General features: G+C 43.5%; 26 protein-coding genes, 1 riboswitch and 2 other annotated features. Of the genes, 19 read left to right on the top strand and 7 right to left on the bottom strand.

The features are described 5' to 3' along the window. Positions 1–11 precede the first annotated feature (11 nt). Positions 12–920: a LysR family transcriptional regulator gene (locus D8804_RS07025; protein WP_001222589.1), complete on the bottom strand. Its 909-nt coding sequence runs from the start codon at positions 918–920 to the stop codon at positions 12–14. 102 nt (positions 921–1022) lie between these two features. Between D8804_RS07025 and D8804_RS07020 the strand changes: the two genes are divergently transcribed. The 3 genes from D8804_RS07020 to D8804_RS07010 all read left to right on the top strand — a co-directional run bounded on the left by D8804_RS07020 (position 1023) and on the right by D8804_RS07010 (position 1953). Beyond that, positions 1023–1256 carry a YqgQ family protein gene (locus D8804_RS07020; RefSeq protein ID WP_044135604.1) on the top strand — a complete coding sequence of 78 codons (234 nt, stop codon included), beginning with the start codon at positions 1023–1025 and terminating at the stop codon, positions 1254–1256. Further along, positions 1253–1633, top strand: a complete 381-nt coding sequence (locus D8804_RS07015; protein ID WP_125399279.1) for a rhodanese-like domain-containing protein — start codon at positions 1253–1255, stop codon at positions 1631–1633. The genes D8804_RS07020 and D8804_RS07015 overlap by 4 nt, the downstream gene beginning before the upstream one ends. An 86-nt stretch (positions 1634–1719) precedes the next feature. After that, positions 1720–1953, top strand: a complete 234-nt coding sequence (locus D8804_RS07010) for a DUF4190 domain-containing protein (RefSeq protein ID WP_125399278.1) — start codon at positions 1720–1722, stop codon at positions 1951–1953. Between the two features lie 41 nt (positions 1954–1994). Here D8804_RS07010 and D8804_RS07005 read toward each other — a convergent pair whose 3' ends face one another. Further along, positions 1995–2720 carry a 16S rRNA pseudouridine(516) synthase gene (locus tag D8804_RS07005; protein WP_125399277.1) on the bottom strand — a complete coding sequence of 242 codons (726 nt, stop codon included), beginning with the start codon at positions 2718–2720 and terminating at the stop codon, positions 1995–1997. A gap of 160 nt (positions 2721–2880) precedes the next feature. Here D8804_RS07005 and typA point away from each other — a divergent pair, with 160 nt between their 5' ends. Next, positions 2881–4722, top strand: coding sequence for a translational GTPase TypA (gene typA / locus D8804_RS07000; protein WP_125399276.1), 1842 nt, complete (start codon positions 2881–2883; stop codon positions 4720–4722). Between the two features lie 19 nt (positions 4723–4741). After that, positions 4742–4996, top strand: a complete 255-nt coding sequence (locus tag D8804_RS06995; protein WP_125399275.1) for a DUF3165 family protein — start codon at positions 4742–4744, stop codon at positions 4994–4996. A 322-nt stretch (positions 4997–5318) separates the two neighbouring features. On the opposite strand, the gene D8804_RS06990 is transcribed toward D8804_RS06995, so the two are convergent. From D8804_RS06990 to D8804_RS06975, 4 genes are all read right to left on the bottom strand, one after another. Further along, positions 5319–6581 carry a nucleobase:cation symporter-2 family protein gene (locus D8804_RS06990; protein WP_125399274.1) on the bottom strand — a complete coding sequence of 421 codons (1263 nt, stop codon included), beginning with the start codon at positions 6579–6581 and terminating at the stop codon, positions 5319–5321. Next, positions 6581–7162: a xanthine phosphoribosyltransferase gene (locus D8804_RS06985; protein WP_084946328.1), complete on the bottom strand. Its 582-nt coding sequence runs from the start codon at positions 7160–7162 to the stop codon at positions 6581–6583. Before D8804_RS06985 ends, D8804_RS06990 begins: the two co-directional genes overlap by 1 nt. 124 nt (positions 7163–7286) lie before the next feature. Next, positions 7287–7382: riboswitch (purine riboswitch) on the bottom strand. Between the two features lie 134 nt (positions 7383–7516). After that, entirely contained in the window at positions 7517–7903 is a 387-nt protein-coding gene (locus D8804_RS06980; protein WP_125399273.1) for a bleomycin resistance protein, read from the bottom strand. An 11-nt stretch (positions 7904–7914) separates the two neighbouring features. Next, complete coding sequence (locus D8804_RS06975; protein ID WP_125399272.1) at positions 7915–8742, bottom strand: exodeoxyribonuclease III; 828 nt, start codon at positions 8740–8742, stop codon at positions 7915–7917. Positions 8743–8875: 133 nt separating this feature from the next. Between D8804_RS06975 and D8804_RS06970 the strand changes: the two genes are divergently transcribed. From D8804_RS06970 to trpA, 14 genes are all read left to right on the top strand, one after another. Beyond that, positions 8876–9331 (top strand): DUF3290 family protein, encoded by a 456-nt coding sequence (locus D8804_RS06970; protein WP_033606256.1) that lies wholly within the window; start codon positions 8876–8878, stop codon positions 9329–9331. Continuing rightward, positions 9328–9963 (top strand): DUF421 domain-containing protein, encoded by a 636-nt coding sequence (locus tag D8804_RS06965; RefSeq protein ID WP_000174452.1) that lies wholly within the window; start codon positions 9328–9330, stop codon positions 9961–9963. The genes D8804_RS06970 and D8804_RS06965 overlap by 4 nt, the downstream gene beginning before the upstream one ends. 206 nt (positions 9964–10169) lie before the next feature. Further along, positions 10170–11915: an ABC transporter ATP-binding protein gene (locus tag D8804_RS06960; RefSeq protein WP_125399271.1), complete on the top strand. Its 1746-nt coding sequence runs from the start codon at positions 10170–10172 to the stop codon at positions 11913–11915. After that, positions 11905–13647 (top strand): ABC transporter ATP-binding protein, encoded by a 1743-nt coding sequence (locus D8804_RS06955; protein ID WP_049479913.1) that lies wholly within the window; start codon positions 11905–11907, stop codon positions 13645–13647. Before D8804_RS06960 ends, D8804_RS06955 begins: the two co-directional genes overlap by 11 nt. Before the next feature lie 183 nt (positions 13648–13830). After that, positions 13831–14523, top strand: coding sequence for a sugar transferase (locus tag D8804_RS06950; RefSeq protein ID WP_000922221.1), 693 nt, complete (start codon positions 13831–13833; stop codon positions 14521–14523). Positions 14524–14565: 42 nt separating this feature from the next. After that, positions 14566–15792, top strand: coding sequence for a DegT/DnrJ/EryC1/StrS family aminotransferase (locus D8804_RS06945; RefSeq protein ID WP_061586759.1), 1227 nt, complete (start codon positions 14566–14568; stop codon positions 15790–15792). A gap of 42 nt (positions 15793–15834) precedes the next feature. After that, positions 15835–16060, top strand: a binding site (T-box leader). Positions 16061–16221: 161 nt separating this feature from the next. Continuing rightward, positions 16222–17400: a tryptophan synthase subunit beta gene (trpB, locus tag D8804_RS06940; RefSeq protein WP_000208442.1), complete on the top strand. Its 1179-nt coding sequence runs from the start codon at positions 16222–16224 to the stop codon at positions 17398–17400. After that, positions 17397–17622 (top strand) — a binding site (T-box leader). Its footprint overlaps the gene before it by 4 nt. 377 nt (positions 17623–17999) lie before the next feature. Then, the gene (trpE, locus tag D8804_RS06935) at positions 18000–19361 is read left to right on the top strand and encodes an anthranilate synthase component I (protein WP_000439663.1); all 1362 of its coding nucleotides are present in this window, start codon (positions 18000–18002) and stop codon (positions 19359–19361) included. Beyond that, the gene (locus D8804_RS06930) at positions 19358–19924 is read left to right on the top strand and encodes an aminodeoxychorismate/anthranilate synthase component II (RefSeq protein ID WP_000601900.1); all 567 of its coding nucleotides are present in this window, start codon (positions 19358–19360) and stop codon (positions 19922–19924) included. The genes trpE and D8804_RS06930 overlap by 4 nt, the downstream gene beginning before the upstream one ends. 10 nt (positions 19925–19934) lie before the next feature. Then, positions 19935–20939 carry an anthranilate phosphoribosyltransferase gene (gene trpD / locus D8804_RS06925; protein WP_125399270.1) on the top strand — a complete coding sequence of 335 codons (1005 nt, stop codon included), beginning with the start codon at positions 19935–19937 and terminating at the stop codon, positions 20937–20939. Then, the gene (trpC, locus tag D8804_RS06920; RefSeq protein WP_125399269.1) at positions 20936–21703 is read left to right on the top strand and encodes an indole-3-glycerol phosphate synthase TrpC; all 768 of its coding nucleotides are present in this window, start codon (positions 20936–20938) and stop codon (positions 21701–21703) included. The genes trpD and trpC overlap by 4 nt, the downstream gene beginning before the upstream one ends. Then, a complete protein-coding gene (locus D8804_RS06915) occupies positions 21690–22289 on the top strand; it encodes a phosphoribosylanthranilate isomerase (protein ID WP_185774047.1) in 600 nt (199 codons plus the stop codon). Before trpC ends, D8804_RS06915 begins: the two co-directional genes overlap by 14 nt. Further along, entirely contained in the window at positions 22267–23490 is a 1224-nt protein-coding gene (trpB, locus tag D8804_RS06910; RefSeq protein WP_084925140.1) for a tryptophan synthase subunit beta, read from the top strand. The genes D8804_RS06915 and trpB (D8804_RS06910) overlap by 23 nt, the downstream gene beginning before the upstream one ends. Further along, the gene (gene trpA, locus D8804_RS06905; RefSeq protein WP_125399267.1) at positions 23483–24259 is read left to right on the top strand and encodes a tryptophan synthase subunit alpha; all 777 of its coding nucleotides are present in this window, start codon (positions 23483–23485) and stop codon (positions 24257–24259) included. Before trpB (D8804_RS06910) ends, trpA begins: the two co-directional genes overlap by 8 nt. Here the strand turns inward: trpA and D8804_RS06900 are convergent. Continuing rightward, positions 24231–24890, bottom strand: coding sequence for a prepilin peptidase (locus tag D8804_RS06900; protein ID WP_125399266.1), 660 nt, complete (start codon positions 24888–24890; stop codon positions 24231–24233). The two genes, trpA and D8804_RS06900, sit on opposite strands and share 29 nt — an antisense overlap. Positions 24891–24930 lie beyond the last annotated feature (40 nt).

Raw genomic sequence — 24930 nt, 5'->3', positions numbered from 1 at the left:
CTGATGGTTTATCAACTATCAAACTGAACTTCTTCAAGTAGATACTCGATAAAGCGTTCGCCCATTTTGGATAGGCTGGTTTTTTCATGTTGGATATAGACTAGTTCAATGGGATCGTCTATGTCCAGTGGAATGGAAACGATATTGTCTCCGTTGAGGTTGCTGTTTAAAATCCCTGTTGCAATGGTGTAACCATCCAAACCAATCAAAAGATTAAAGAGGGTTGCGCGGTCACTGACTACGATGGATTTCTTGTGATGCTCCTGTGAAAGAATCTCTTCTGAAAAGTAGAAGGAGTTGTGCGTCCCCTGGTCATAGCTGAGGTAAGGGAAGTTCTCCAAATCTTCTAGTTTAACCTTATCTTTCTTTGCCAGAGGGTTGGTCTTGCTAACAAAGATATGGGGTTGGGCTGTGAAGAGGTGGTGCGCTAGCAGGTGATTGTCATCTAGCATTTTCGTTAAAACATCGCGATTGTAGCTGTTTAGGAAGAGGACACCGACTTCACTACGGAAGTTCTTGACATCGTCGATAATCTCCCAAGTTCGAGTTTCACGAAGGAAAAGTTCGTATTTTTCCATATCACTTTTCTTAAGTAGCGATACAAAGGCATTGACCACAAAGGCATAGTGTTGAGACGACACGCTAAAGAGTTCGCGGTGGGCGACAGGATTTTTATAGCGTTCCTCCAGAAGCTGGGTTTGCTCTACAACTTGACGGGCATAGGAGAGGAATTCCATCCCATCGCGGGTCAAGGTAATACCCTTGGGATTGCGAATAAAGATTTCAATACCCATTTCATTTTCCAAGTCTCGAACGGCATTAGAGAGACTTGGTTGGGTAATAAAAAGTTGCTTGGCTGCCTCATTCATAGAGCCAGTTTCGACGATTTTGATAATATAGTGTAGTTGTTGAATTCTCATGTTTTTATTGTACCATACTTGCAGAAGAATGGGCAATGAAGACGAAGAAAATAGGGGGAAAGAGCTAGTCCAGTATTGAAAAAAAGTCTAGAATCTGCTAAAATGGAAGCTATGAAAACATTCTATGATGTGCAACAATTTCTCAAACAGTTTGGCATTATTGTTTACATGGGGAAGCGATTGTATGATATTGAACTGATGAAGCTCGAACTCTCTCGGATATATGATGCAGGTCTGATGGACAAGCTAGACTATCTAGAGGCAGAAGCTGTTCTTCGTAGAGAGCACAAGATAGAATTAGACTACATAGAGAAAAATGGAGATAAGAACTTATGACAATTTGGGTTTTGTGGGGAATCGTATTGGCGATGGCGGCATGGATGGGTTATAACTACCTTCGTATTCGTCGTGCAGCTAAGATTGTGGACAATACAGAATTTGAAGCCTTGATTCGAAAAGGGCAGTTGATTGATGTCCGTGAACCAGCAGAATTTCACAGAAAACATATCCTTGGTGCGCGCAATATTCCTTCAAATCAGTTGAAGTCAAGCCTTGCAGCCCTTCGTAAGGATAGACCTGTCCTTCTCTACGAAAACCAACGTGCCCAACGAGTGACTAATGCTGCACTCTATCTGAAAAAGCAAGGTTTCTCTGAGATTTATATTCTTTCTTATGGATTGGATTCTTGGAAAGGGAAAGTGAAGACTAGCTAACATTCTGTTAAAAACTGTCGAATGATAGATGAAGCTAGCATTTTAAGGTATCATCATTTATATTAAATTTAAGGAGATTTTATAATATGAATTCACAACAAAAGAAAAAATCCTCACTTGTCTTAGGTATCCTATCTATCGTTCTTGGTTTGCTATCTCCAATAGTAGGTCTGGTTTTGGGTATCATAGGATTGGTCTTGGCTAATGTATATCAAAGAGAATCTGGACTAGACTATAAAACAGAAAGAATTCTCAATATCGTAGGTATTGTGGTTTCTGTACTTAACTGGATTGTAGCCATCGCACTAATTTTTAGATAAGCAAAAAAACAAAAAAGCTTTAAACATAAAGCTTTTTTCTTTTATCCACTTTTCTCTAAATAGTTTTTAATGATCTCTAATTCCTCTGGATTCAAGAGACGGTATTGCCCTTCTGTTAGTTCTGGGTCTAATGTAAAATCACCGAATTGGACTCGTTTTAGGGCAGTCACCTTGACACCAACTGAGAGAAACATCTTCTTGACTTGATGAAACTTGCCCTCAGAGATAGTGATGGAGGCCCGACTCTCTGTTGGGCCTGCGGATAGAATTTCTAGTTTGGCAGGTTTGCAGAGTGTTCCATCTAAAAAGACGATTTCTTCCTTAAACTGCAGGATATGGTCTGGCGTGAGCGGTCCGTTTACCACCACTTGATAGGATTTATCGACATGGTACTGGGGATGAAGGAGTTGGAATCCTAAAGGTCCATTGTCTGTCAAAAGGAGCAGTCCCGTCGTATCGCGGTCTAATCTGCCGACAGCATAGAGCTGGTCAGACTGGATGTCAGGTGGAAGGAGGTCCATGACGGTTGGAAGTTTCTTATCCTTGTTAGCTGTAACGATTCCATTTGGTTTATGAAGCATGAGGTAGTTGTGCTCATATCCTTGGATTTGCCGTCCTTGAAAGACTAGTTTTTGCAATCCTGTATCGACATTTTGAGCGAGGGAGCTGGCTGGAAAATTGTCCACTAGGATTTCTTTTTTTAATAGAGCCTGTTTCATAGCCTTGCGACTGACCTTTTCTTGGGCTAATAATCTATCTAAACGCATACCAGCCTATCTTATCATAAGTCTCTGACTTTGAAAAGAGTTGCCTTGACTAGAAAAGCAGAGTGAAAACATTTACACTTAGCTGAACTGTGATTTTTGAATGAGACTGTGGTATAATTGTTCAGTTAGAAAATAAATTTTAAATATTATAGAGGAAATCATGACAAAATTAAGAGAAGATATCCGTAACGTAGCCATTATTGCCCACGTTGACCACGGTAAAACAACCCTTGTTGACGAATTATTGAAACAATCTGAAACTCTTGATGCTCGTACTGAGTTGGCAGAGCGTGCAATGGACTCAAACGATATCGAAAAAGAGCGTGGAATTACCATCCTTGCTAAAAATACAGCCGTTGCCTACAATGGAACTCGTATTAATATCATGGACACACCTGGGCACGCGGACTTCGGTGGAGAAGTTGAGCGTATCATGAAAATGGTTGACGGTGTTGTTTTGGTTGTGGATGCCTACGAAGGAACCATGCCACAAACTCGTTTCGTATTGAAAAAAGCCTTGGAACAAGACCTTGTCCCAATCGTGGTTGTCAACAAAATCGATAAACCATCAGCTCGCCCAGCAGAAGTAGTGGACGAAGTCTTGGAACTCTTCATCGAGCTTGGTGCTGATGATGACCAGCTTGATTTCCCAGTGGTGTATGCTTCTGCTATCAACGGAACTTCTTCATTGTCAGATGATCCTGCTGATCAAGAAAAAACAATGGCACCAATCTTCGATACCATCATCGACCATATCCCAGCTCCAGTAGACAACTCAGATGAGCCTTTGCAGTTCCAAGTGTCTCTTTTGGACTATAATGACTTCGTTGGTCGTATCGGTATCGGTCGTGTCTTCCGCGGTAGTGTGAAAGTTGGGGACCAAGTTACCCTCTCTAAACTTGATGGTACAACCAAGAACTTCCGTGTCACAAAACTCTTCGGTTTCTTTGGTTTGGAACGTCGTGAAATTCAAGAAGCCAAAGCTGGTGACTTGATTGCCGTTTCAGGTATGGAAGATATCTTTGTTGGTGAAACCATTACTCCGACAGATGCCATTGAACCACTTCCAATCCTTCACATCGATGAACCAACACTTCAAATGACTTTCTTGGTAAACAACTCACCATTTGCAGGTCGTGAAGGGAAATGGGTAACTTCTCGTAAGGTGGAAGAACGCTTGCAGGCAGAATTGCAAACAGACGTTTCTCTTCGTGTCGAGCCTACAGACTCACCAGATAAATGGACTGTTTCAGGACGTGGAGAATTGCACTTGTCAATCTTGATCGAAACCATGCGTCGTGAGGGTTATGAACTTCAAGTATCTCGTCCAGAGGTTATTGTAAAAGAAATCGACGGTGTCAAATGTGAGCCGTTTGAGCGCGTGCAAATCGACACTCCAGAAGAATACCAAGGATCTGTTATCCAAAGCCTTTCTGAACGTAAGGGTGAAATGTTGGATATGATTTCAACTGGTAATGGTCAAACTCGTTTGGTCTTCCTTGTGCCAGCGCGTGGTTTGATTGGATACTCAACTGAGTTCTTGTCCATGACTCGTGGTTACGGTATCATGAACCATACCTTTGACCAATACTTGCCATTGATTCCAGGTGAAATCGGTGGTCGTCACCGTGGAGCCCTTGTTTCCATCGATGCTGGTAAGGCTACAACATACTCAATCATGTCGATTGAAGAACGTGGTACGATCTTTGTCAACCCAGGTACTGAAGTTTATGAAGGAATGATCATCGGTGAAAACTCTCGTGAGAATGACTTGACAGTTAATATCACCAAGGCCAAACAAATGACCAACGTTCGTTCAGCTACCAAGGACCAAACTGCTGTTATTAAGACACCTCGTATCTTGACCCTTGAAGAGTCACTTGAGTTCTTGAACGACGATGAGTACATGGAAGTAACGCCTGAGTCTATCCGTTTGCGTAAGCAAATCCTCAACAAGGCAGAGCGTGAGAAGGCCAACAAAAAGAAAAAATCAGCTGAATAAGAGCTAGAAAGAGATAAAGATGGTCTATTTAATCATAGGGATACTCTTATTACTACTCTATGTATTTGCGACACCCCAAAGTATCAAAGGAACAGTCAACATCGTTATCTTGGTCTTTTTAGTTGTTGCACTCTTGATTTTGCTGATGTTGTCCATCTTGCAAATCTTCCAATTACCGACAGAATTCTTTGTCACAATCGCCATGCTGGCTCTAGCCTACTTTAGCTTGAGAGACATTACGCTCATGTCTGAAAAAAAGAGAAAAAGAAGATAATAGAAGAGTCTGGGTAATGACTCAATTTGAGGAGAAAATCTAGCAAATTTTTCCCTGATAAAACGCATAATATTAAGGTTTTTGAATGCCTGATATTATGCGTTTTTATGATTTTTAAAACTTTTTGAGCGACCTATTAGAAAGTGGATACTCTTACAATTATTTTGGAAATAATTTAATTTCTGATTTAACGTATATTTTCTCAGAAGGGCTATTATTCCAACTTTTTTAAGGGTAGTCTCATTTTGGACCGAAAGAAAAAGATTGAAAAAATCGTCCAAAATGAACTTTTCTTCAATCTGGAGGCTCACACCTCTTTTTCTTATTTCTTTTTCCGATTTAATACGGCATTGAGTACAATGGCCAGTAGGCTGGCTACGACGATTCCGTTTGAGAAGAACATTTGGAAGGCTGTCGGCATGCTGACAAAGAGATTACTGTTATTGAGTCCGACACCTGCAGCGATTGATACAGCTGCGATAAGGAAGTTGTGTTCATTGTTAGCAAAGTCAACGCGGGCGAGGATTTGCATCCCTTGAAGGGAAACAAAACCAAACATCACCAGCATGGCCCCTCCAAGGACAGGGCTCGGAATGATTTGGGCGAGGGCTCCAAACTTAGGAAGGAGTCCAAGGAGAACTAAGAAACCAGCTGCGTAGTAGATTGGCAGACGTGTCTTGATACCTGACAATTTAACCAACCCAACGTTTTGTGAAAATCCTGTGTAAGGGAAGGTGTTAAAGATTCCTCCGAGAAGTACGGCCAGACCTTCTGCGCGATAACCGTTGCGAAGGCGCGTGCTGTCGATTGGGTCATTGGTAATATCAGACAAGGCTAGGTAAACACCAGTGGACTCAACCATAGAAACCGTTGCAATGATACACATCATGACAATAGAGGAGATTTCAAAGGTTGGCATCCCAAAGTAGAGGGGAGTTGGGACATGGACTAGTGGTGCTGCCGCAACAGGGGAGAAATCAACCAAGCCCATAGTAGCAGCAATAGCGGTTCCGACAACCAGACCAATCAAAATGGAGATAGACTTGATAAATCCTTTGGTAAAGATGTTAATCAAGAGGATGATCAGAACAGTGATGGCTGCAAGCAAGAGGCTTTGACCAGTTGGCTCTGGAACATTATTTCCCATATTTCCAATAGCAACAGGAATCAAGGTCAATCCAATCGTGGTAATGACAGAGCCCGTTACGATAGATGGGAAAAGATTGGCAACTTTTGAGAAAATGCCTGAAATCAGAACTACATAAATCCCTGAAACGATAAGGGCACCAAACATAGCACCGCTACCGTGGCTTTGCCCAATCATAATTAAAGGAGCGACGGATTGGAAGGCAACTCCAAGAACGACTGGTAGCCCAACACCAAAGTATTTGTTGAGTTGGAGTTGGAGGAAGGTGGCCACCCCACACATGAATATATCTGTAGAAATCAGGTAGGTCAACTGCTCAGCTGAATAGCCAAGAGCTGTCGCAATCATGATGGGAACTAGGATAGAACCTGAGTACATGGCTAGTAAGTGCTGCAAGCCAAGAACGGCTGCTTGCGAGTGTTTTTCTTGTTTTTGCATTAGAGATCTGCCTCCTTAAATACGACCTGACCGTTTTCAAAACGTTCCAAACGAGCGAGTGATAGAACTGGATAGCCAGCTTTCTCGAGCAAATCACGACCATCCTGAAAGGATTTTTCGATTACGATACCAATGGCTTCGACTTTTGCTCCGGCCTGTTCAATAATTTGGATCAAGCCTTTGGCAGCTTGTCCATTGGCTAGGAAATCATCGATAATCAAGACCTTGTCCTCAGGTGAGAGGAATTTTCCAGCGATGGAAACCGTGCTCGTCACCTGCTTGGTAAAGGAGTAAACCTCAGCAGTTAAGATGCCTTCGTTCATAGTGATGTTTTTAGCTTTCTTTGCGAAAATCATGGGAACATCTAAGGCTTCAGCTGTAAAAACAGCTGGGGCGATCCCTGAAGCTTCAATCGTTACAACCTTGGTAATGCCAGCAGATGCGAATTTTTCCGCAAAAACCTTACCAATCTCCCGCATCAAACGATAGTCAACTTGGTGGGTTAAAAAGGAATCTACCTTGAGGATGTTGTCACCCAAGATCTGCCCATCCTCAAGGATGCGCTCTTCTAATAATTTCATAAGACCTCCTAAAGTCTAAACTCTTTTGTGTTTTTCTATCGCCTTTATCATCTCAAAAAGGGCTAGAAAAAAGGACCTACTTAACAGATAAGCAAGCCCTCAAAATAGGTATGTCTAAAAACATACCCTCAACAGACTTACTCATTGTTAGGTGTTCCGGCACCTTGTAGAAACGTCGTGCCAATTCACGACATAAACAAGTAAAATGGTACTATTATCAAACGCAATAGCGTTAATGTCATTATTTTACACTAAATAGCTTTAGAAATCAAATATTTTATTAGTATTTTAATGAAAAAAACGAACAAAAAAAGAAACCTACAACGAGATACAGTATTGTAGGGTTCTATTATTCTATTCGCTAAATCTTAAAAAATAGCCATCTGGATCCAAAACGGCAAATTCGTGAGGATAGATATAGTGATCCCCAACACGAAATTTTCTTTTGGTCAAAGGACGATAAATAGGATAGTCAGCTTCCAGCAGTTTTTGGTGGAGCTGAGGGACATCTTCAATGCCAAAGGAAATATTGACACCGCGCCCGAAAGGATAGGTTAGTTGGGCTAATTCTTCTGTGCTGCCTTCTTCTAGCATAAGTTGGCAGTCTTCAAGCGAGAGGAAGAGAAATTTCTCCTCTGGACGCTCGTATTCGACAGAAAATCCCAGCAAGTCGCAGTAGAAGTGGCGTGACTTTTCGAGGTCAGATACTACAAATTCGGGAATGACAGCTTGATAGTCCATTAGCTTTCTCCTTAGAGCTCAATTTCCAATACAATCGGCGTATGGTCTTGACGCGCACCCGAGTCAATCATGTCAGACTTGGTCACCTTGTCAGCCATGCGGTTGCTAGTGAGCCAGTAGTCGATTCTCCAGCCTGTATTGTTGATTTTAGAAGTCTTGCTGCGTTGCGCCCACCAAGTGTAACGTTCTGGGACATCACCGTGAAGATGGCGGAAGGTGTCAGTAAATCCAGTTGCCAAGAGGTTGGTAAATCCAGCACGTTCCTCGTCTGTAAAACCAGGTGAACGGCGGTTGCTGGCAGGATTTGCAAGGTCAATTTCCTTGTGAGCTACGTTGTAGTCACCAGTCGCAAGGACTGGTTTTTCTTTGTCTAGTTGAGCCAAATACTCAGCGTATTTGACATCCCAGACTTGGCGTTCTTCCAAGCGTTTGAGACCGTCGCCAGCGTTTGGTGTGTATACTTGGGTCACGAAAAATGTATCAAATTCCAAGGTGATGATGCGACCTTCCAAGTCCATGGTAGAAGGAGCACCGATTTCTGGGAAGCTAATCGTTGGCGTGAGTCCTTTTTTATAAAGGAACATGGTTCCAGCGTAGCCTTTGCGAGCAGGTTCTTGGGAAGAACGCCAAGTGTTTTCATAACCTGGGAAGAGTTCTTCTAAAATTTCCAAGTGTTTTTTTGTAGGCCCTTTTGCAGAAAGCTTGGTTTCCTGAATAGCGATAATATCAGCATTTTCGGCTACCAAGGTTTGTAGGACTTCTTGGGACAATTTTGCACGAGCTGAGTCGCTCGTTAGGGCTGCATTGAGGGAATCAATATTCCATGAGATGAGTTTCATAAAGTTACCTTTTTCATTCAGATTATAGACTATATTATACCAAAAAAAGGCGCATTTCCCCAACGTATGGTTTGAAAAATCACCCTCTTTCGTTTATAATTAAGAATGATTTTATGAAAGGGAGTGAAAATAAATGAAATTTTACTCATATGACTATGTCCTCAGCCAAATTGGTCAGCAAAATGGCATCATGATTGGCTTTGGGATTGTGCTCCTAGCTATCACAGGATTTTTTGCTTTTAAAGCCTATCGAGATAAAAAGGGGACTAAGTTTCGGGAATTGGTCATGATTTTGGCCTTGACCTTGGTAGCCATGCTTTTGGTAACAATCTCAAAATACCAGACCAATCAAGCCTCTAACAACCAATTTCAAACTTCCCTTCATTTCATAGAGGTTGTTTCCAAAGACTTGGGAGTGGATAAATCAGAAGTTTATGTCAATACTTCTGCAGCCACTGATGGAGCACTTATCAAGGTAGGTTCAAATTTCTATCGTGCCATGAACGGGAGCCAACCAGACAAGTATCTTTTAGAGAAATTAGAATTGCATCAAACAGACGCTATTGAATTGGTGGAGGTAAACAAATGACACTCAATTATATGGAAATTTTAATCAAACTGGCCTTGGGTCTTTTCTCTCTTGTTTTTGTTATTAATGTGACAGGAAAGGGGAATCTAGCACCTAACTCTGCTACAGACCAAATTCAGAACTATGTTCTTGGTGGTATCATCGGTGGGGTGATTTACAATAGTTCAATCAGCATTCTGCAGTACGCAGTGATTTTGATGATGTGGACGATTTTGGTCTTGACCCTCAAGTGGCTCAATAACAATGTTCGTTTTGTCAAACGCTTGATTGATGGAAAACCAACTCTCCTTATCAAAAATGGGCAGATTGACCCAGAAGCCTGTCGTTCAGTTGGTTTGTCTGCAGCAGAAGTTGCTCTCAAACTTCGTAGCCAAGGAATTTTCCAGATGAAACAGGTCAAACGAGCTGTGCATGAGCAAAATGGCCAACTCATCGTGGTCCAAATGGGAGATGAAAATCCTAAGTATCCAGTTGTGACTGACGGTGTGATCCAAGTCGATGTTTTGGAATATATTGACCGTAGCGAAGAGTGGTTGCTTGATAATCTCAGCAAACAAGGGCATGACAATGTGGCCAATATCTTTATCGCTGAGTATGACAAGGGTGCCGTCTCAGTCGTAACTTATGAATAAGAAAAACCTGGGGTCTTGTACTCTTCAAAAATCAAATTCAAACTGCGTCAACGTCGCCTTGCCGTATGTAGGTTACTGACTTCGTCAGTTCTATCTACAACCTCAAAGCAGTGCTTTGAGCAGCTTGCGGCTAGTTTCCTAGTTTGCTCTTTGATTTTCATTGAGTCTTGGCCTCAGGTTTCCATTTGCAATCAGAAAGGGATTTTATGTCCATTATTCAAAAACTTTGGTGGTTTTTCAGGTTAGAAAAACGCCGTTATCTAGTCGGGATTATGGCCTTGGTCTTGGTTTCCGTCCTCAATCTCATTCCTCCCATGGTTATGGGGCGGGTGATTGATGCCATTACATCGGGGCAATTAACCCATCAGGACCTCCTTCTTAATCTATTTTATCTGCTGCTGGCAGCCTTTGGGATGTACTATCTGCGATATGTTTGGCGCATGTATATCCTTGGAACTTCCTACCGTCTGGGGCAGATTATGCGCTCTCGATTGTTTGAGCATTTCACAAAAATGTCGCCAGCCTTTTATCAGACCTATCGAACGGGAGACCTGATGGCACACGCCACCAATGATATCAATGCCCTAACTCGTCTCGCAGGTGGAGGAGTCATGTCAGCAGTGGATGCTTCCATCACGGCGCTGGTGACTTTGCTGACCATGCTTTTTAGCATTTCTTGGCAGATGACTCTGGTTGCCATTCTTCCCTTGCCTTTCATGGCCTATGCGACCAGTCGTCTAGGGAGAAAGACCCACAAGGCCTTTGGCGAGTCACAGGCGGCATTTTCCGAACTCAATAACAAGGTGCAGGAGTCTGTATCGGGTATCAAAGTGACCAAATCTTTCGGTTATCAGGCGGACGAGTTGAAGTCCTTTCAGGCAGTAAATGAATTGACCTTCCAAAAGAACCTCCAAACCATGAAATACGATAGTCTCTTTGACCCTATGGTTCTCTTGTTTGTTGGTTCATCCTATGTTTTAACCCTTTTGGTCGGTTCCTTGATGGTTCAGGAGGGACAGATTACGGTTGGGAATCTGGTCACCTTTATCAGCTACTTGGATATGCTGGTCTGGCCTCTTATGGCCATTGGTTTCCTCTTTAATATCACTCAGCGAGGCAAGGTTTCTTACCAACGGATTGAGGAACTTTTATCTCAGGAATCACCTGTAAAAGACCCTGAGTTTCCTCTGGACGGTATTGAAAATGGACGTTTGGAGTACGCTATTGACAGCTTTGCCTTTGAAAATGAGGAGACACTGACGGATATTCACTTTAGTTTAGAAAAAGGACAAACCCTAGGCTTGGTCGGACAGACAGGCTCTGGGAAAACGTCCTTGATTAAGCTCCTCTTGCGTGAATACGATGTGGATAAGGGAGCTATTTATCTAAACGATCACGATATTCGTGATTATCGTCTGACAGACCTTCGTGGTCTCATGGGCTATGTCCCTCAAGATCAGTTTCTCTTTGCGACCTCTATCTTAGACAATATCCGCTTCGGCAATCCTAATTTGCCCCTTTCAGCGGTCGAGGAAGCGACTAAACTAGCTCAAGTTTATAAAGATATTGTGGACATGCCTCAGGGATTTGATACGCTGATCGGTGAAAAGGGAGTCAGTCTCTCAGGTGGTCAAAAGCAACGTCTGGCTATGAGTAGGGCTATGATTTTAGACCCTGATATCTTGATTCTAGATGATTCCTTGTCAGCCGTGGATGCCAAGATAGAGTATGCGATTATCGACAATCTCAAGGAGACGCGCAAGGACAAGACAACTATTATTACAGCACATCGACTCAGTGCAGTTGTCCATGCAGATCTGATTTTGGTTCTGCAAAATGGTCAAATTATCGAACGGGGCAAGCACGATGACTTGCTAGTCCTGAATGGCTGGTATGCCCAAACCTACCAGTCTCAGCAGTTGGAAATGAAAGGAGAAGAAGATGCAGAATAAGAAAGAACAATTGGCTGTATTGAAGCGCTTGATGTCTTATCTCAAGCCCTATGGCCTCCTGACCTTTTTGGCACTCAGTTTTCTCCTCGTGACTACAATCATTAAAAGTGTCATTCCCCTTGTGGCTTCCCACTTTATCGACCAGTACCTCAGCAACCTAAACCATCTTGCTATTACAGTTTTATTGGCCTACTATGGCCTCTATATCCTGCAAACTCTGGTCCAGTATGTCGGCAATCTTCTCTTTGCGCGGGTGTCCTACAGTATTGTCAGAGATATTCGTCACGATGCCTTTGCCAATATGGAGAAACTGGGCATGTCTTATTTTGACAAGACGCCAGCAGGTTCCATCGTCTCTCGTTTGACCAATGATACTGAGACCATCAGTGATATGTTTTCGGGAATTTTATCCAGCTTTATTTCAGCAGTTTTCATCTTTCTGACAACTCTGTATACCATGTTGGTGCTGGATTTTCGTTTGACAGCTTTAGTTTTGCTCTTTCTACCCTTGATTTTCCTTTTAGTCAATCTCTATCGGAAAAAGTCAGTGAAAATCATCGAAAAAACCAGAAGTCTCTTGTCAGATATCAATAGTAAGCTGGCAGAGAATATCGAGGGAATCAGGATTATCCAGGCCTTCAACCAAGAGAATCGCCTGCAAGCAGAATTTGATGAAATCAACCAAGAACACTTGGTCTATGCCAACCGTTCTGTGGCCTTGGATGCCCTCTTTTTGAGACCTGCCATGAGTTTGCTGAAACTCCTAGGATATGCAGTCTTGATGGCCTACTTTGGTTACCGCGGGCTTTATCTGGGAATAACAGCAGGAACCATGTATGCTTTTATCCAGTACATCAATCGGCTCTTTGACCCCTTGATTGAGGTGACGCAAAACTTTTCAACCCTTCAAACTTCTATGGTCTCAGCTGGACGTGTCTTTGCCTTGATTGACGAGAGGACCTATGAACCCCTTCAAAAGGATAGCCAAGCAAAGATTACAGAAGGTAATATTCGGTTTGAGCACGTGTGTTTCTCATATGATGGAAAACACCAGATTCTAGATGATATTTCCTTTTCAGTTAAGAAGGGTGAAACCATTGCCTTTGTAGGGCATACAGGTTCGGGGAAATCTTCCATTATCAATGTCCTCATGCGCTTTTATGAATTTCAGTCAGGCCGCGTTCTCTTGGATGGTGTGGATATCAGGAACTACAGTCAGGAAGAGTTGAGAAAGAATATCGGTTTGGTCTTACAGGATCCCTTCCTCTATCACGGGACTATCAAGTCCAATATCGCCATGTACCAAGACATTAGTGATGAAGAGGTCCAGGCTGCGGCTGCCTTTGTGGATGCAGATTCCTTTATTCAGGACCTTCCGCAGGGTTATGATACCCCCGTTTCCGAGCGTGGTTCGAGCTTTTCTACTGGCCAGCGCCAGCTTCTTGCCTTTGCTAGAACAGTCGCCAGTCAGCCTAAAATCCTGATTTTGGATGAAGCGACAGCCAATATTGACTCTGAAACAGAGAGTTTGGTTCAAGATTCCCTAGCTAAGATGAGACAGGGTCGGACGACCATTGCTATTGCTCATCGCCTTTCGACCATCCAAGACGCCAACTGCATCTACGTCTTGGACAAGGGGCGTATCATCGAGAGTGGAACCCATGAGGAACTCTTGGCCTTGGGAGGAACCTATCACAAGATGTATAGCTTGCAGGCTGGAGCTATGTCCTAATACTCTTTGGAAATCTCTTCAAACCATGTCTGCTTAGTCTGCAACCTCAAAGCAGTACTTTGATTTTCATTGAACATCAGAAGGAAATTCTTCAAATCACAGATTTCTTGCACCGCCTTTTCCATTTTGTGGTATAATGAAAAATGTTGACAAATAGTATAATAAAAACAAAGGAGAAACAGCATGCTGAAATGGGAAGACTTGCCCGTGGAAATGCAATCAAGCGAGGTTGAGTCTTACTACCAGCTTGTCTCTAAAAGGAAGGGTTCGTTGATTTTCAAGCGTTGCCTGGATTGGGTTTTAGCCCTGTTTTTGCTACTTTTGACTTCTCCCGTCTTTCTTATCTTGAGCATTTGGATCAAGTTGGATAGCAAGGGACCTGTCATTTACAAGCAAGAGCGCGTGACCCAGTACAACCGGCCGTTCAAGATTTGGAAGTTCCGTACTATGGTAACGGATGCAGATAAAAAAGGAAGTCTGGTGACTTCTGCTAACGATAGCCGTATTACCAAAGTGGGAAATTTCATTCGCCGTGTGCGTTTGGACGAACTACCTCAGCTGGTCAATGTACTTAAAGGCGAGATGTCCTTTGTCGGTACACGACCTGAAGTGCCACGTTACACCGAGCAGTATAGCCCTGAAATGATGGCGACCTTGCTCTTGCCAGCAGGAATCACCTCTCCAGCCAGCATCAACTACAAGGATGAGGATACTATCATCAGTCAAATGACGGAGAAAGGTCTGTCAGTTGACCAAGCCTATGTAGAGCATGTCCTTCCTGAAAAGATGCGCTATAACCTCGCCTATCTCCGAGAGTTTAGTTTCCTTGGAGACATCAAAATCATGTTTCAAACCGTGTTTGAAGTGCTAAAATAATGTAGTCATGAGAAAATGAGTACAGATAAAAGGAGCAAATCAATGCCAAATTACAATATTCCATTTTCACCACCCGATATTACCGAAGCTGAAATTGCTGAAGTAGCGGATACCCTTCGTTCTGGTTGGATCACAACAGGTCCGAAGACAAAAGAACTGGAGCGTCGCTTGTCCCAATACACACAGACACCTAAGACTGTCTGCCTTAACTCTGCGACTGCCGCTCTTGAGTTGATTTTGCGTGTTTTGGAAGTGGGACCTGGTGATGAGGTCATCGTTCCAGCTATGACTTATACAGCTTCTTGCAGTGTCATCACACACGTAGGAGCGACACCTGTCATGGTGGATATCCAAGCAGATACTTTTGAAATGGACTATGACTTGCTTGAGCAAGCTATTACTGAAAAGACCAAGGTGATTATTCCGGTTGAGCTTGCAGGGATTGTGTGCGACTATGACCGTTTGTTCCAAGTCGTGGAGAAAAAACGGGATCTCTTTACAGCTGCTAGCAAGTGGCAAAAAGCCTTTAACCGTATCGTGATTGTTTCTGATAGTGCTCATGCTTTGGGATCTACTTATAAAGGGCAACCAGCTGGTTCTATCGCTGACTTTACTTCCTTCTCATTCCATGCCGTTAAGAATTTTACAACTGCTGAGGGAGGAAGTGCGACTTGGAAGGCCAATCCAGCTATTGACGACGAAGAGATGTACAAGGAATTCCAAATCCTTTCCCTTCATGGTCAAACAAAGGATGCCCTTGCCAAGATGCAACTGGGTTCATGGGAATACGATATCGTAACACCAGCCTACAAGTGCAACATGACGGATATCATGGCTTCGATTGGTTTGGTACAATTGGATCGTTACCCAGCTTTGCTACAACGTCGTAAGGACATCGTGGACCGCTATGATCGTGGTTTTGCAGGTTCTCGCATCCGTCCATTGGCACACAAGACTGATAGTGTCGAATCTTCACGCCACCTCTACATCACCCATGTAGAAGGAGCAAGTTTAAAAGAACGCAACCTCATCATCCAAGAATTGGCCAAAGCAGGAATTGCAAGTAATGTACACTATAAACCGCTTCCTCTCTTGACAGCCTATAAGAATCTTGGTTTTGATATGGCAGATTATCCAAGAGCTTATGCCTTCTTTGAAAATGAAATTACGCTTCCTCTTCATACAAAATTAAGCGATGAAGAAGTTGATTACATCGTTCAGACTTTGGTGAGAATTTCTGAAGAAATCCTCGGTTCTGGAAAAAAATAATAAAAAATCTTGACAAAAAGCGGACAATAGCATATAATATTCTCAACAAATCAGAAAAGTAACTATGTTTGATCTTCAGGGAGCCTGTGGTGATTGTGAACAGGTGGTTGGAAGTAGTGAAAGTGGGCTGATTTTAAAAATGAATTTGAAACAATGAAAATTCGGTGCGCACACCTTACAGTGCAACTTGTTGTTAGACAAGGCAGAGATGTAAAGGGGAATAGTCCCTTTATAATTGAGGTGGCACCGCGTTACCAACGCCCTCACACGGAAGTGGATTCTGTGTGTGGGCTTTTTCTTTCGGTCATTTTGTTTATCTTTTATTAGGGCGTTAAGTCGCTTTGATGAACTTGAGTTCTATCTGCAGCTCCTTGCCTACTACTAAAAGCAAACAAAAAGCCGAATTAATATGGAAAGAGGAAAAATTTTATGACAACTAAAGGTTATTTTGGACAATTTGGTGGTAGTTTTGTACCGGAGCCAATTCAGGCTTTGTTGGATGAGTTAGAAGTGACTTTTGACAAGTACAAGGATGATCCAGAATTTTTGGCAGAATTTCGCCATTACTTGAAGGATTATTCTGGTCGTGAAACACCGCTTTATTTTGCGGAAAGTTTGACAGATCACTTAGGTGGGGCTAAGATTTATCTCAAGCGCGAAGACCTTAACCACCTTGGTTCTCACAAGCTCAACAACGTTTTAGGTCAAATTCTTCTTGCCAAACGTATGGGCAAAAAGCGAGTGATTGCGGAAACAGGAGCTGGTCAGCACGGTGTTGCGACAGCAGCAGCTGCAGCCAAGTTTGGTATGGCCTGTGATGTCTATATGGGGGCAGAGGATGTGGAGCGTCAACGTCTCAATGTTTTCCGTATGGAGATGATGGGAGCAACTGTTCACGCAGTTGAAACAGGCACTCGTACCCTCAAGGATGCGGTCGATGCAGCCTTTGGAGCATGGATGAATGACCTTGAAGCCTTCTACGTTTTGGGATCTGCTGTGGGGCCTCACCCTTATCCAACTATTGTTCATGAGTTCCAAAAAGTGATTAGTGAAGAATCTCGCCGTCAAATCTTGGAAAAAGAAGGCCGTTTACCAGACTACGTCATTGCCTGTGTAGGTGGTGGTTCCAATGCTATCGGTGCTTTTTCACAGTATGTGGCTGATGAAGAAGTCAAATTGGTTGGGGTCGAAGCTGCCGGTCATGGACTTGACACAGACAAGCATGCAGCCACTATGACAAAAGGTAGTGTCGGAATTGTCGATGGTATGAAGACCTATGCAGTCTTTAAGGAAGACGGAGAGCTGGCGCCAGTTTACTCTATCTCAGCTGGTTTGGACTATCCAGGGGTCGGCCCAGAACACGCCTACTTCAAAGATTCAGGCCGCGTAGAATACGTAGCAGCGACAGATGAAGAAGCTGTTCAAGCCTTGCTCCTTCTAAGCAAGACTGAAGGGATTATCCCAGCGATTGAAAGTTCGCACGCCATCGCAGAAGCGGTTAAACGTGCACCGAAACTAAGTAAGGATGATATTATCATCATCAATGTCTCTGGTCGTGGAGACAAGGACGTAGCTGCGATTGCAGACTACCTAGAAGCTAAAAAATAAAAGATGGAAAAATTACAGTCTTTTCTCTCACAGAGAGCTTGTGGTTGCTGGAATCAAGCAGAGAAAGCTGTAAGGTTGGGTCCATCTGAAACGAGAGAAGAAAACATAATTCTCAAGGGAGTGCCCTTTATCGCACAGCCTGTTATAGGAAAGTTCTGAGACAGGAATGAGAGATAGGAGAAATCCTATAATTGAGGTGGCACCGCGAATTTCGTCCTCACGCAAGTTATTTTGCGTGGGGATTTTTATATATTTATCGTAGATATGGCTATCAGTTTTAAATTATGCTTCATCACTAGATAGATTTCTATAAAATATTTGCTAACGAAGTGAGCATTGACCCGCTATTTCCCGCTATAGTGGTATTCTAGAGAAGCAAAGATGCTTCTCTAGAACGGAATTTTTGAGAGTAAAATAGTTTGGGGAACTATTTTAGCCTGAGCCTAGAAATGAATGAGCGAGGAGCTCGAAAATTAGGTCTTTCATTTCATGGATTTCTAAAATCATCCACTGGATAATTTTACCTCCCGTCCGCACTATTTAAGGGAAATAGAAAAAAGACCAAAAATTAAAAATAAGAAACTGAAAGGGAAATTACAATGGAACGAATCATTCATGGAGATGTCTTATCACCAATCTTGGCTTATATGCGCTTAAAAGGGCAACACAAGGTTATCCTAGAGAGTATTCCGAGAGACAAGGAAACCGCTCGTTTTTCTATCCTAGCCTATAATCCTGTTTTTGAGATTCAGTTTGAAAATGGAGTCCTTTATCAAAATGGTCAAGTGATTGATCGGGATCCTTTGGATTTCCTTTATGAAGTGACTCATAAGAGCCAACACCATTCAGATCTCCCTTTTGGTGGGGGAGCTATTGGCTTTGTCGGTTACGATATGATTTCTCTTTATGAAGAAATTGGCCAAATCCCTGAGGATACCATTGGAACGCCAGACATGCATTTCTTTGTCTATGAGAGTTATATGGTCTTTGACCACAAGAAAGAAAAAATTCATGTCATAGAGGATGCTCTTTATAGCGATCGCAGTCAAGAAGATTTGGAAAAAGCCTTGAACCAAGTGCTTGAGGAATTACGCATTCCTGCTCCAAATGAATTTGAAGATTTGGATCTATCTCCGTTGAACTTCAAACCGCATATCGCTCCTCAGAAGTTTGAGGAAATGGTGGAAACTTCTCGTGACTTGATTCGTAATGGTGATATGTTCCAATGCGTGCTCAGCCAGCGTTTCTCAGCAGAAGTTACTGGAAATCCATTTGACTTCTACAGAAATCTCCGCGTGACCAATCCATCTAATTACCTCTATTTCTATGATTTTGGGGATTATCAAATCATCGGTGCTAGTCCTGAAAGTTTGGTTTCTGTCAAAAATGGCATTGTGACAACTAATCCGATTGCGGGAACGCGACCAAGAGGAGCTACGGATGAAGAGGATAAGGCCTTGGCGACAGACCTGCTTTCTGATGAGAAGGAAACAGCAGAACATCGGATGTTAGTAGATTTGGGACGCAATGATATTGGTCGCATCTCTGAAACGGCCAGTGTTCAAGTCACCAAGTATATGGAAGTGGAGCTCTTCCGCTATGTCATGCATTTGACCAGCGTGGTCAAGGGACGTTTGCTTCCAGGCCTCACTGCCATGGATGCCTTGAAAGCTACACTTCCAGCTGGAACAGTGTCAGGAGCACCAAAGATTCGGGCCATGAGACGGATCTATGAACTGGAAACGGAAAAACGAGGCGTATACGCAGGAGCAATCGGCTACTTGTCTGCGACAGGTGATATGGATTTGGCCATTGCCATCCGAACTATGATTCTTAAAAATCAAACAGCCTATGTGCAGGCCGGGGCAGGGATTGTCTACGACTCCATCGCCCAAAACGAATACCAAGAAACCATTAACAAAGCTAAATCTATGACTAGAATTGGAGAACTAAGACCATGATTTTATTGATTGACAACTATGATTCTTTTACCTATAACTTGGCCCAATACATCGGGAATTTTGCAGAGGTGCAGGTTTTGAGAAATGATGATCCCAAGCTGTATGAAGAAGCTGAAAAAGCAGATGGTCTGGTTTTTTCTCCCGGTCCTGGTTGGCCAGTTGATGCTGGAAAGATGGAAGATATGATTCGTGACTTTGCAGGCAAGAAGCCAATTCTAGGTATTTGTTTGGGTCATCAAGCTATTGCAGAAGTCTTTGGTGGGAAGCTAGGCTTGGCTCCAAAAGTTATGCATGGGAAACAGAGCCACATCAGCTTTGAAGCGCCATCTGTTCTCTATCAAGGCATCGAGGATGGTCGTCCAGTCATGCGTTATCACAGTATTTTGATTGAAGAAATGCCAGAAGGCTTTGAAGTTACAGCTCGTTCGACTGATGACCAAGCTATTATGGGAATTCAACACAAAAGCCTGCCGATTTATGGCTTCCAATACCATCCAGAAAGTATCGGAACGCCAGATGGCTTGTCTTCTATTCGGAATTTTATCGAGAAGGTTGTAAAGTGAGGAAACTAGGATGAAAGAGATTATTGAAAAATTAGCAAAATTTGAACATTTATCAGGTGTGGAAATGACGGATGTCATTGAGCGTATCGTAACTGGGCGTGTAACCGAAGCGCAGATTGCTTCTCTTCTCTTGGCCCTTAAGATGAAGGGGGAAACACCGGAAGAACGCACAGCCATTGCACAAGTCATGAGAGGGCATGCCCAACACATTCCAACTGAGATACATGATGCTATGGATAACTGCGGTACAGGTGGGGACAAGTCTTTCAGCTTTAACATTTCGACAACTGCAGCCTTTGTCTTGGCTGGTGGCGGCATCCACATGGCCAAGCACGGTAACCGTTCGATTTCTTCTAAATCGGGTTCTGCAGATGTCCTTCAAGCATTGGGTATCAATCTTGACCTCAAACCAGCTGAACTAGGTAAGGTTTTTGATAAAACTGGAATCGTCTTTCTCTTTGCTAAAAATATGCACCCAGCTATGAAGTACATCATGCCCGCTCGTTTGGAACTAGGAATTCCAACAATCATGAACTTGACTGGTCCACTGATTCACCCAATGGCCTTGGAAACACAGCTTCTTGGTATTAGTCGTCCAGAACTGCTAGAAAGTACCGCTCAGGTTTTGAAAAATATGGGGCGAAAACGTGCCGTTGTGGTTGCTGGACCAGAAGGTCTTGATGAAGCCGGCTTGAACGGAACAACCAAGATTGCTCTTCTTGAAAATGGCGAAATTACCTTATCCAGTTTTACTCCAGAGGATTTGGGGATGGAACGCTACGCTATTGAAGATATCCGTGGAGGGAATGCTCAGGAAAATGCAGAGATTTTGCTTAGCGTTCTTCAAAACGAACCAAGTCCATTCTTGGAAACGACAGTTTTAAATGCTGGTCTTGGTTTCTATGCTAATGGTAAGGTTGCTAGTATCAAGGAAGGAGTTGCCTTGGCTCGTCAAGTGATTGCTAGTGGCAAGGCCCTTGAAAAACTCAGACTGTTACAGGAGTACCAAAAATGAGTCAGGAATTTTTAGCACGAATCTTAGAGCAGAAGGCGCGTGAAGTCGAGCAGATGGAGCTGGAGGAAATCCAGCCCTTGCGCCAGACCTATCGCTTAGCTGACTATTTAAAACAACATCAAGACCGTTTACAGGTAATCGCTGAGGTCAAGAAGGCTAGCCCTAGTTTGGGAGATATCAATCTCGATGTGGATATTGTACAACAGGCCCAGACTTATGAAGCGAACGGCGCAGTGATGATTTCGGTTTTGACAGATGAAGTTTTCTTTAAAGGGCATTTGGATTATTTGCGTGAGATTTCCAGTCAGGTAAACATTCCGACGCTTAATAAGGACTTTATCATCGATGAAAAGCAAATCATCCGTGCTCGCAATGCGGGTGCGACAGTCATCTTGCTCATTGTGGCAGCCTTGTCAGAAGAACGCCTTAAGGAACTTTACGACTATGCGACAGAGCTTGGTCTAGAAGTTTTGGTGGAGACTCACAATCTTGCTGAACTAGAGGTGGCCCACAGACTGGGTGCTGAGATTATTGGGGTTAACAACCGTAACTTGACCACCTTTGAAGTCGACTTGCAGACCAGTGTAGACTTGGCTCAGCACTTTAAGAAAGGTCACTATTACATTTCTGAATCTGCCATTTTCACAGGACAGGATGCGGAACGAGTAGCATCATCCTTTAACGGAATTTTGGTGGGAACAGCTCTCATGCAGGCAGAGGATGTGGCTCAAAGAATCAAGGAGTTGCAGATTGACAAAGGTTAAGATTTGTGGATTATCGACCAAAGAAGCGGTAGAGACAGCCGTATCAGCAGGGGCAGACTACATTGGTTTTGTCTTTGCGCTTAGTAAAAGACAGGTGAGCTTGGAAGAGGCTGCTGAGCTCGCAAAGCTCATTCCTTCCGATGTAAAAAAGGTTGGCGTATTTGTTTCACCAAGTAGGACAGAACTACTAGAAGCAATTAAAAAAGTTGGCTTGGACTTGGTTCAAGTTCATGGTCAGGTAGCAGATGATTTGTTTGAGGATTCACCTTGTGCCAGCATTCAGGCTGTGCAGGTGGATGGAGAGGGGCATGTGCCCAATTCTCGGGCAGATTATCTACTCTTTGATGCCCCTGTGGCAGGGAGTGGCCAGATCTTTGACTGGGGCCAACTGGATACGGCAGAACTAGCTCAGCCTTTCTTTATCGCAGGTGGGCTTAAGGAAGACAATGTAGTAAAAGCAATTCGACACTTTACTCCCTATGCAGTCGATGTATCAAGTGGAGTGGAGACAGATGGACAAAAAGATCATGAAAAGATTAGAAGATTTATAGAGAGGGCAAAGAATGGCATATCAAGAACCAAATAAAGATGGATTTTACGGAAAATTCGGCGGACGTTTTGTCCCAGAAACATTGATGACAGCAGTTTTGGAGTTGGAAAAAGCTTATCGTGAAAGTCAGGCGGACCCAAGTTTCCAAGAGGAATTAAACCAGCTCTTACGCCAGTATGTAGGACGTGAAACTCCCCTTTACTACGCAAAAAACTTGACCCAGCATATCGGTGGAGCTAAGATTTATCTCAAACGGGAAGACCTCAATCACACAGGGGCCCACAAGATTAACAATGCCTTGGGCCAAGTTCTTCTGGCTAAGCGCATGGGCAAAAAGAAAATTATCGCTGAAACAGGTGCTGGTCAGCACGGTGTAGCAACTGCAACAGCTGCAGCCCTCTTTAACATGGAATGTACCATTTACATGGGTGAGGAAGATGTCAAACGACAAGCCCTCAATGTCTTCCGTATGGAGCTTTTGGGAGCCAAGGTTGAGGCAGTAACAGATGGTTCGCGCGTGCTCAAGGATGCGGTCAATGCAGCCCTCCGTTCATGGGTGGCAAATATCGACGATACCCACTATATCCTTGGTTCTGCCTTAGGACCCCACCCTTTCCCAGAAATCGTTCGTGACTTCCAAAGTGTCATCGGTCGAGAAGCCAAACAACAGTACCGTGACTTGACAGGGCAAGATTTGCCAGATGCCCTAGTAGCCTGTGTTGGTGGTGGTTCTAATGCTATCGGTCTCTTCCATCCATTTGTGGAAGATGAATCTGTAGCTATGTATGGAGCTGAAGCGGCAGGACTTGGTGTAGATACAGAGCATCACGCAGCTACCTTGACCAAGGGTCGCCCAGGAGTTCTTCACGGTTCTCTCATGGATGTTCTCCAAGATGCCCATGGACAAATCTTAGAAGCCTTCTCTATCTCAGCAGGTTTGGACTACCCAGGTATCGGTCCAGAACATTCTCATTACCACGATATCAAGCGTGCGACCTATGTTCCTGTGACAGATGAGGAAGCCTTGGAAGGATTCCAACTCTTGTCTCGTGTGGAAGGGATTATCCCAGCTTTGGAGTCTAGTCACGCTATCGCCTTTGCGGTGAAATTAGCCAAAGAACTTGGTCCAGACAAGTCTATGATTGTCTGTCTATCAGGTCGCGGGGACAAGGATGTAGTTCAAGTCAAAGACCGTTTGGAAGCAGACGCAGCAAAGAAGGGAGAAGCTCATGCCTAAGACACTAACAGAAAAACTGAACGCTATTAAAGCAACTGGAAAGGGAATTTTTGTCCCCTATATTATGGCTGGAGACCATGAGAAAGGTTTGGATGGTCTCTGTGAAACAATCCACTTTTTAGAAGATTTGGGTGTTTCAGCCATTGAAGTGGGTATTCCCTTTTCGGACCCTGTTGCAGATGGACCTGTGATCGAAGAAGCAGGCTTGCGTAGTCTAGCTCACGGAACTTCTACCCAGGCTTTGGTTGAAACCTTGAAAACCATTCAAACAGAGGTTCCACTGGTCATCATGACCTACTTCAACCCCCTCTTTCAGTACGGTGTGGAGAAATTTGTCAAAAATCTTTCAGATACAGCAGTTAAGGGAGTGATTATCCCAGACCTGCCTCATGAGCATGCCAACTTTGTAGAGCCATTTTTGGCAGATACAGACATTGCCTTGATTCCCCTAGTTAGCTTGACAACAGGACTCGACCGTCAAAAAGAGTTGATCAAGGGAGCTGAAGGCTTCGTTTATGCTGTTGCCATCAATGGGGTGACAGGGAAATCAGGAAATTACCGTGCAGACTTGGACAAGCACCTGGCACAATTGCATCAAGTAGCTGACATCCCAGTCTTGACAGGTTTTGGTGTATCTAGTCAAGCTGATGTAGAACGTTTCAATGCAGTGTCAGATGGCGTTATCGTCGGTTCAAAAATCGTAAAAGCTCTCCACCAAGGAGAGCCAATTGAGGACTTTATCAAACAAGCAGTAGCTTACCAAAAATAATCATGCAAGCAGCAAGTAAGAGGAAAGGCACGAAAGGAAGTCTTTCCTTTTTCTTTTTCAGGAGAAAGGCTAGAATTCCTGTTGCAGAAGCGAACTGAATCAAGATGAGTAGTTCGGTCACACTAAAGACGAGAGCACAAGAAGCCAGAAAGAGAAAATCCCCTGCACCCATGCGAATATCGATAAAATGCGCCAAAATTCCAAGGGCAAGAAAGAAGACCATGACCAGATTCCAACCACAGAAAGCCAGGATGATTAGGTGAAAAGTCAGCCAGACCAGTAGGGGATATTCCTGATGGCGAAAGTCGTAGATACCCAAGGTCAAGCCAGCAGTGATGAGGATGACTTGTCCTATGGAAATACAGCCCCAAGACCAAGCCAGAAAGACAAGCCCTAAGCCGAGTTCAAAGAGAGCATACCAGAATGGATAGCGAGCCTTGCAGTAGCGACAGCGAAAGCGATTGAAGACCTGAGAGAGGATAGGAATCAAATCTAAGGGGCGCAAGCGAGTCTGACAGGAATCGCAGTGACTAGCTGGTCTGATAATGGATTGCTCAGGGAAACGGTCAATGACCAAACCTAGAAAAGAAGCGAGAATGCTCCCGACAAGAAAAAAATAAAGATCAATCATACTTATCTATTCGTAAAAAATAGAAGAAGTAGTATAATAA

The sequence above is a fragment of the Streptococcus oralis genome (genome assembly GCF_003944215.1).
GTDB lineage: Bacteria > Bacillota > Bacilli > Lactobacillales > Streptococcaceae > Streptococcus > Streptococcus oralis_BI.
This window is presented reverse-complemented; position numbering and strand designations above follow the sequence as displayed.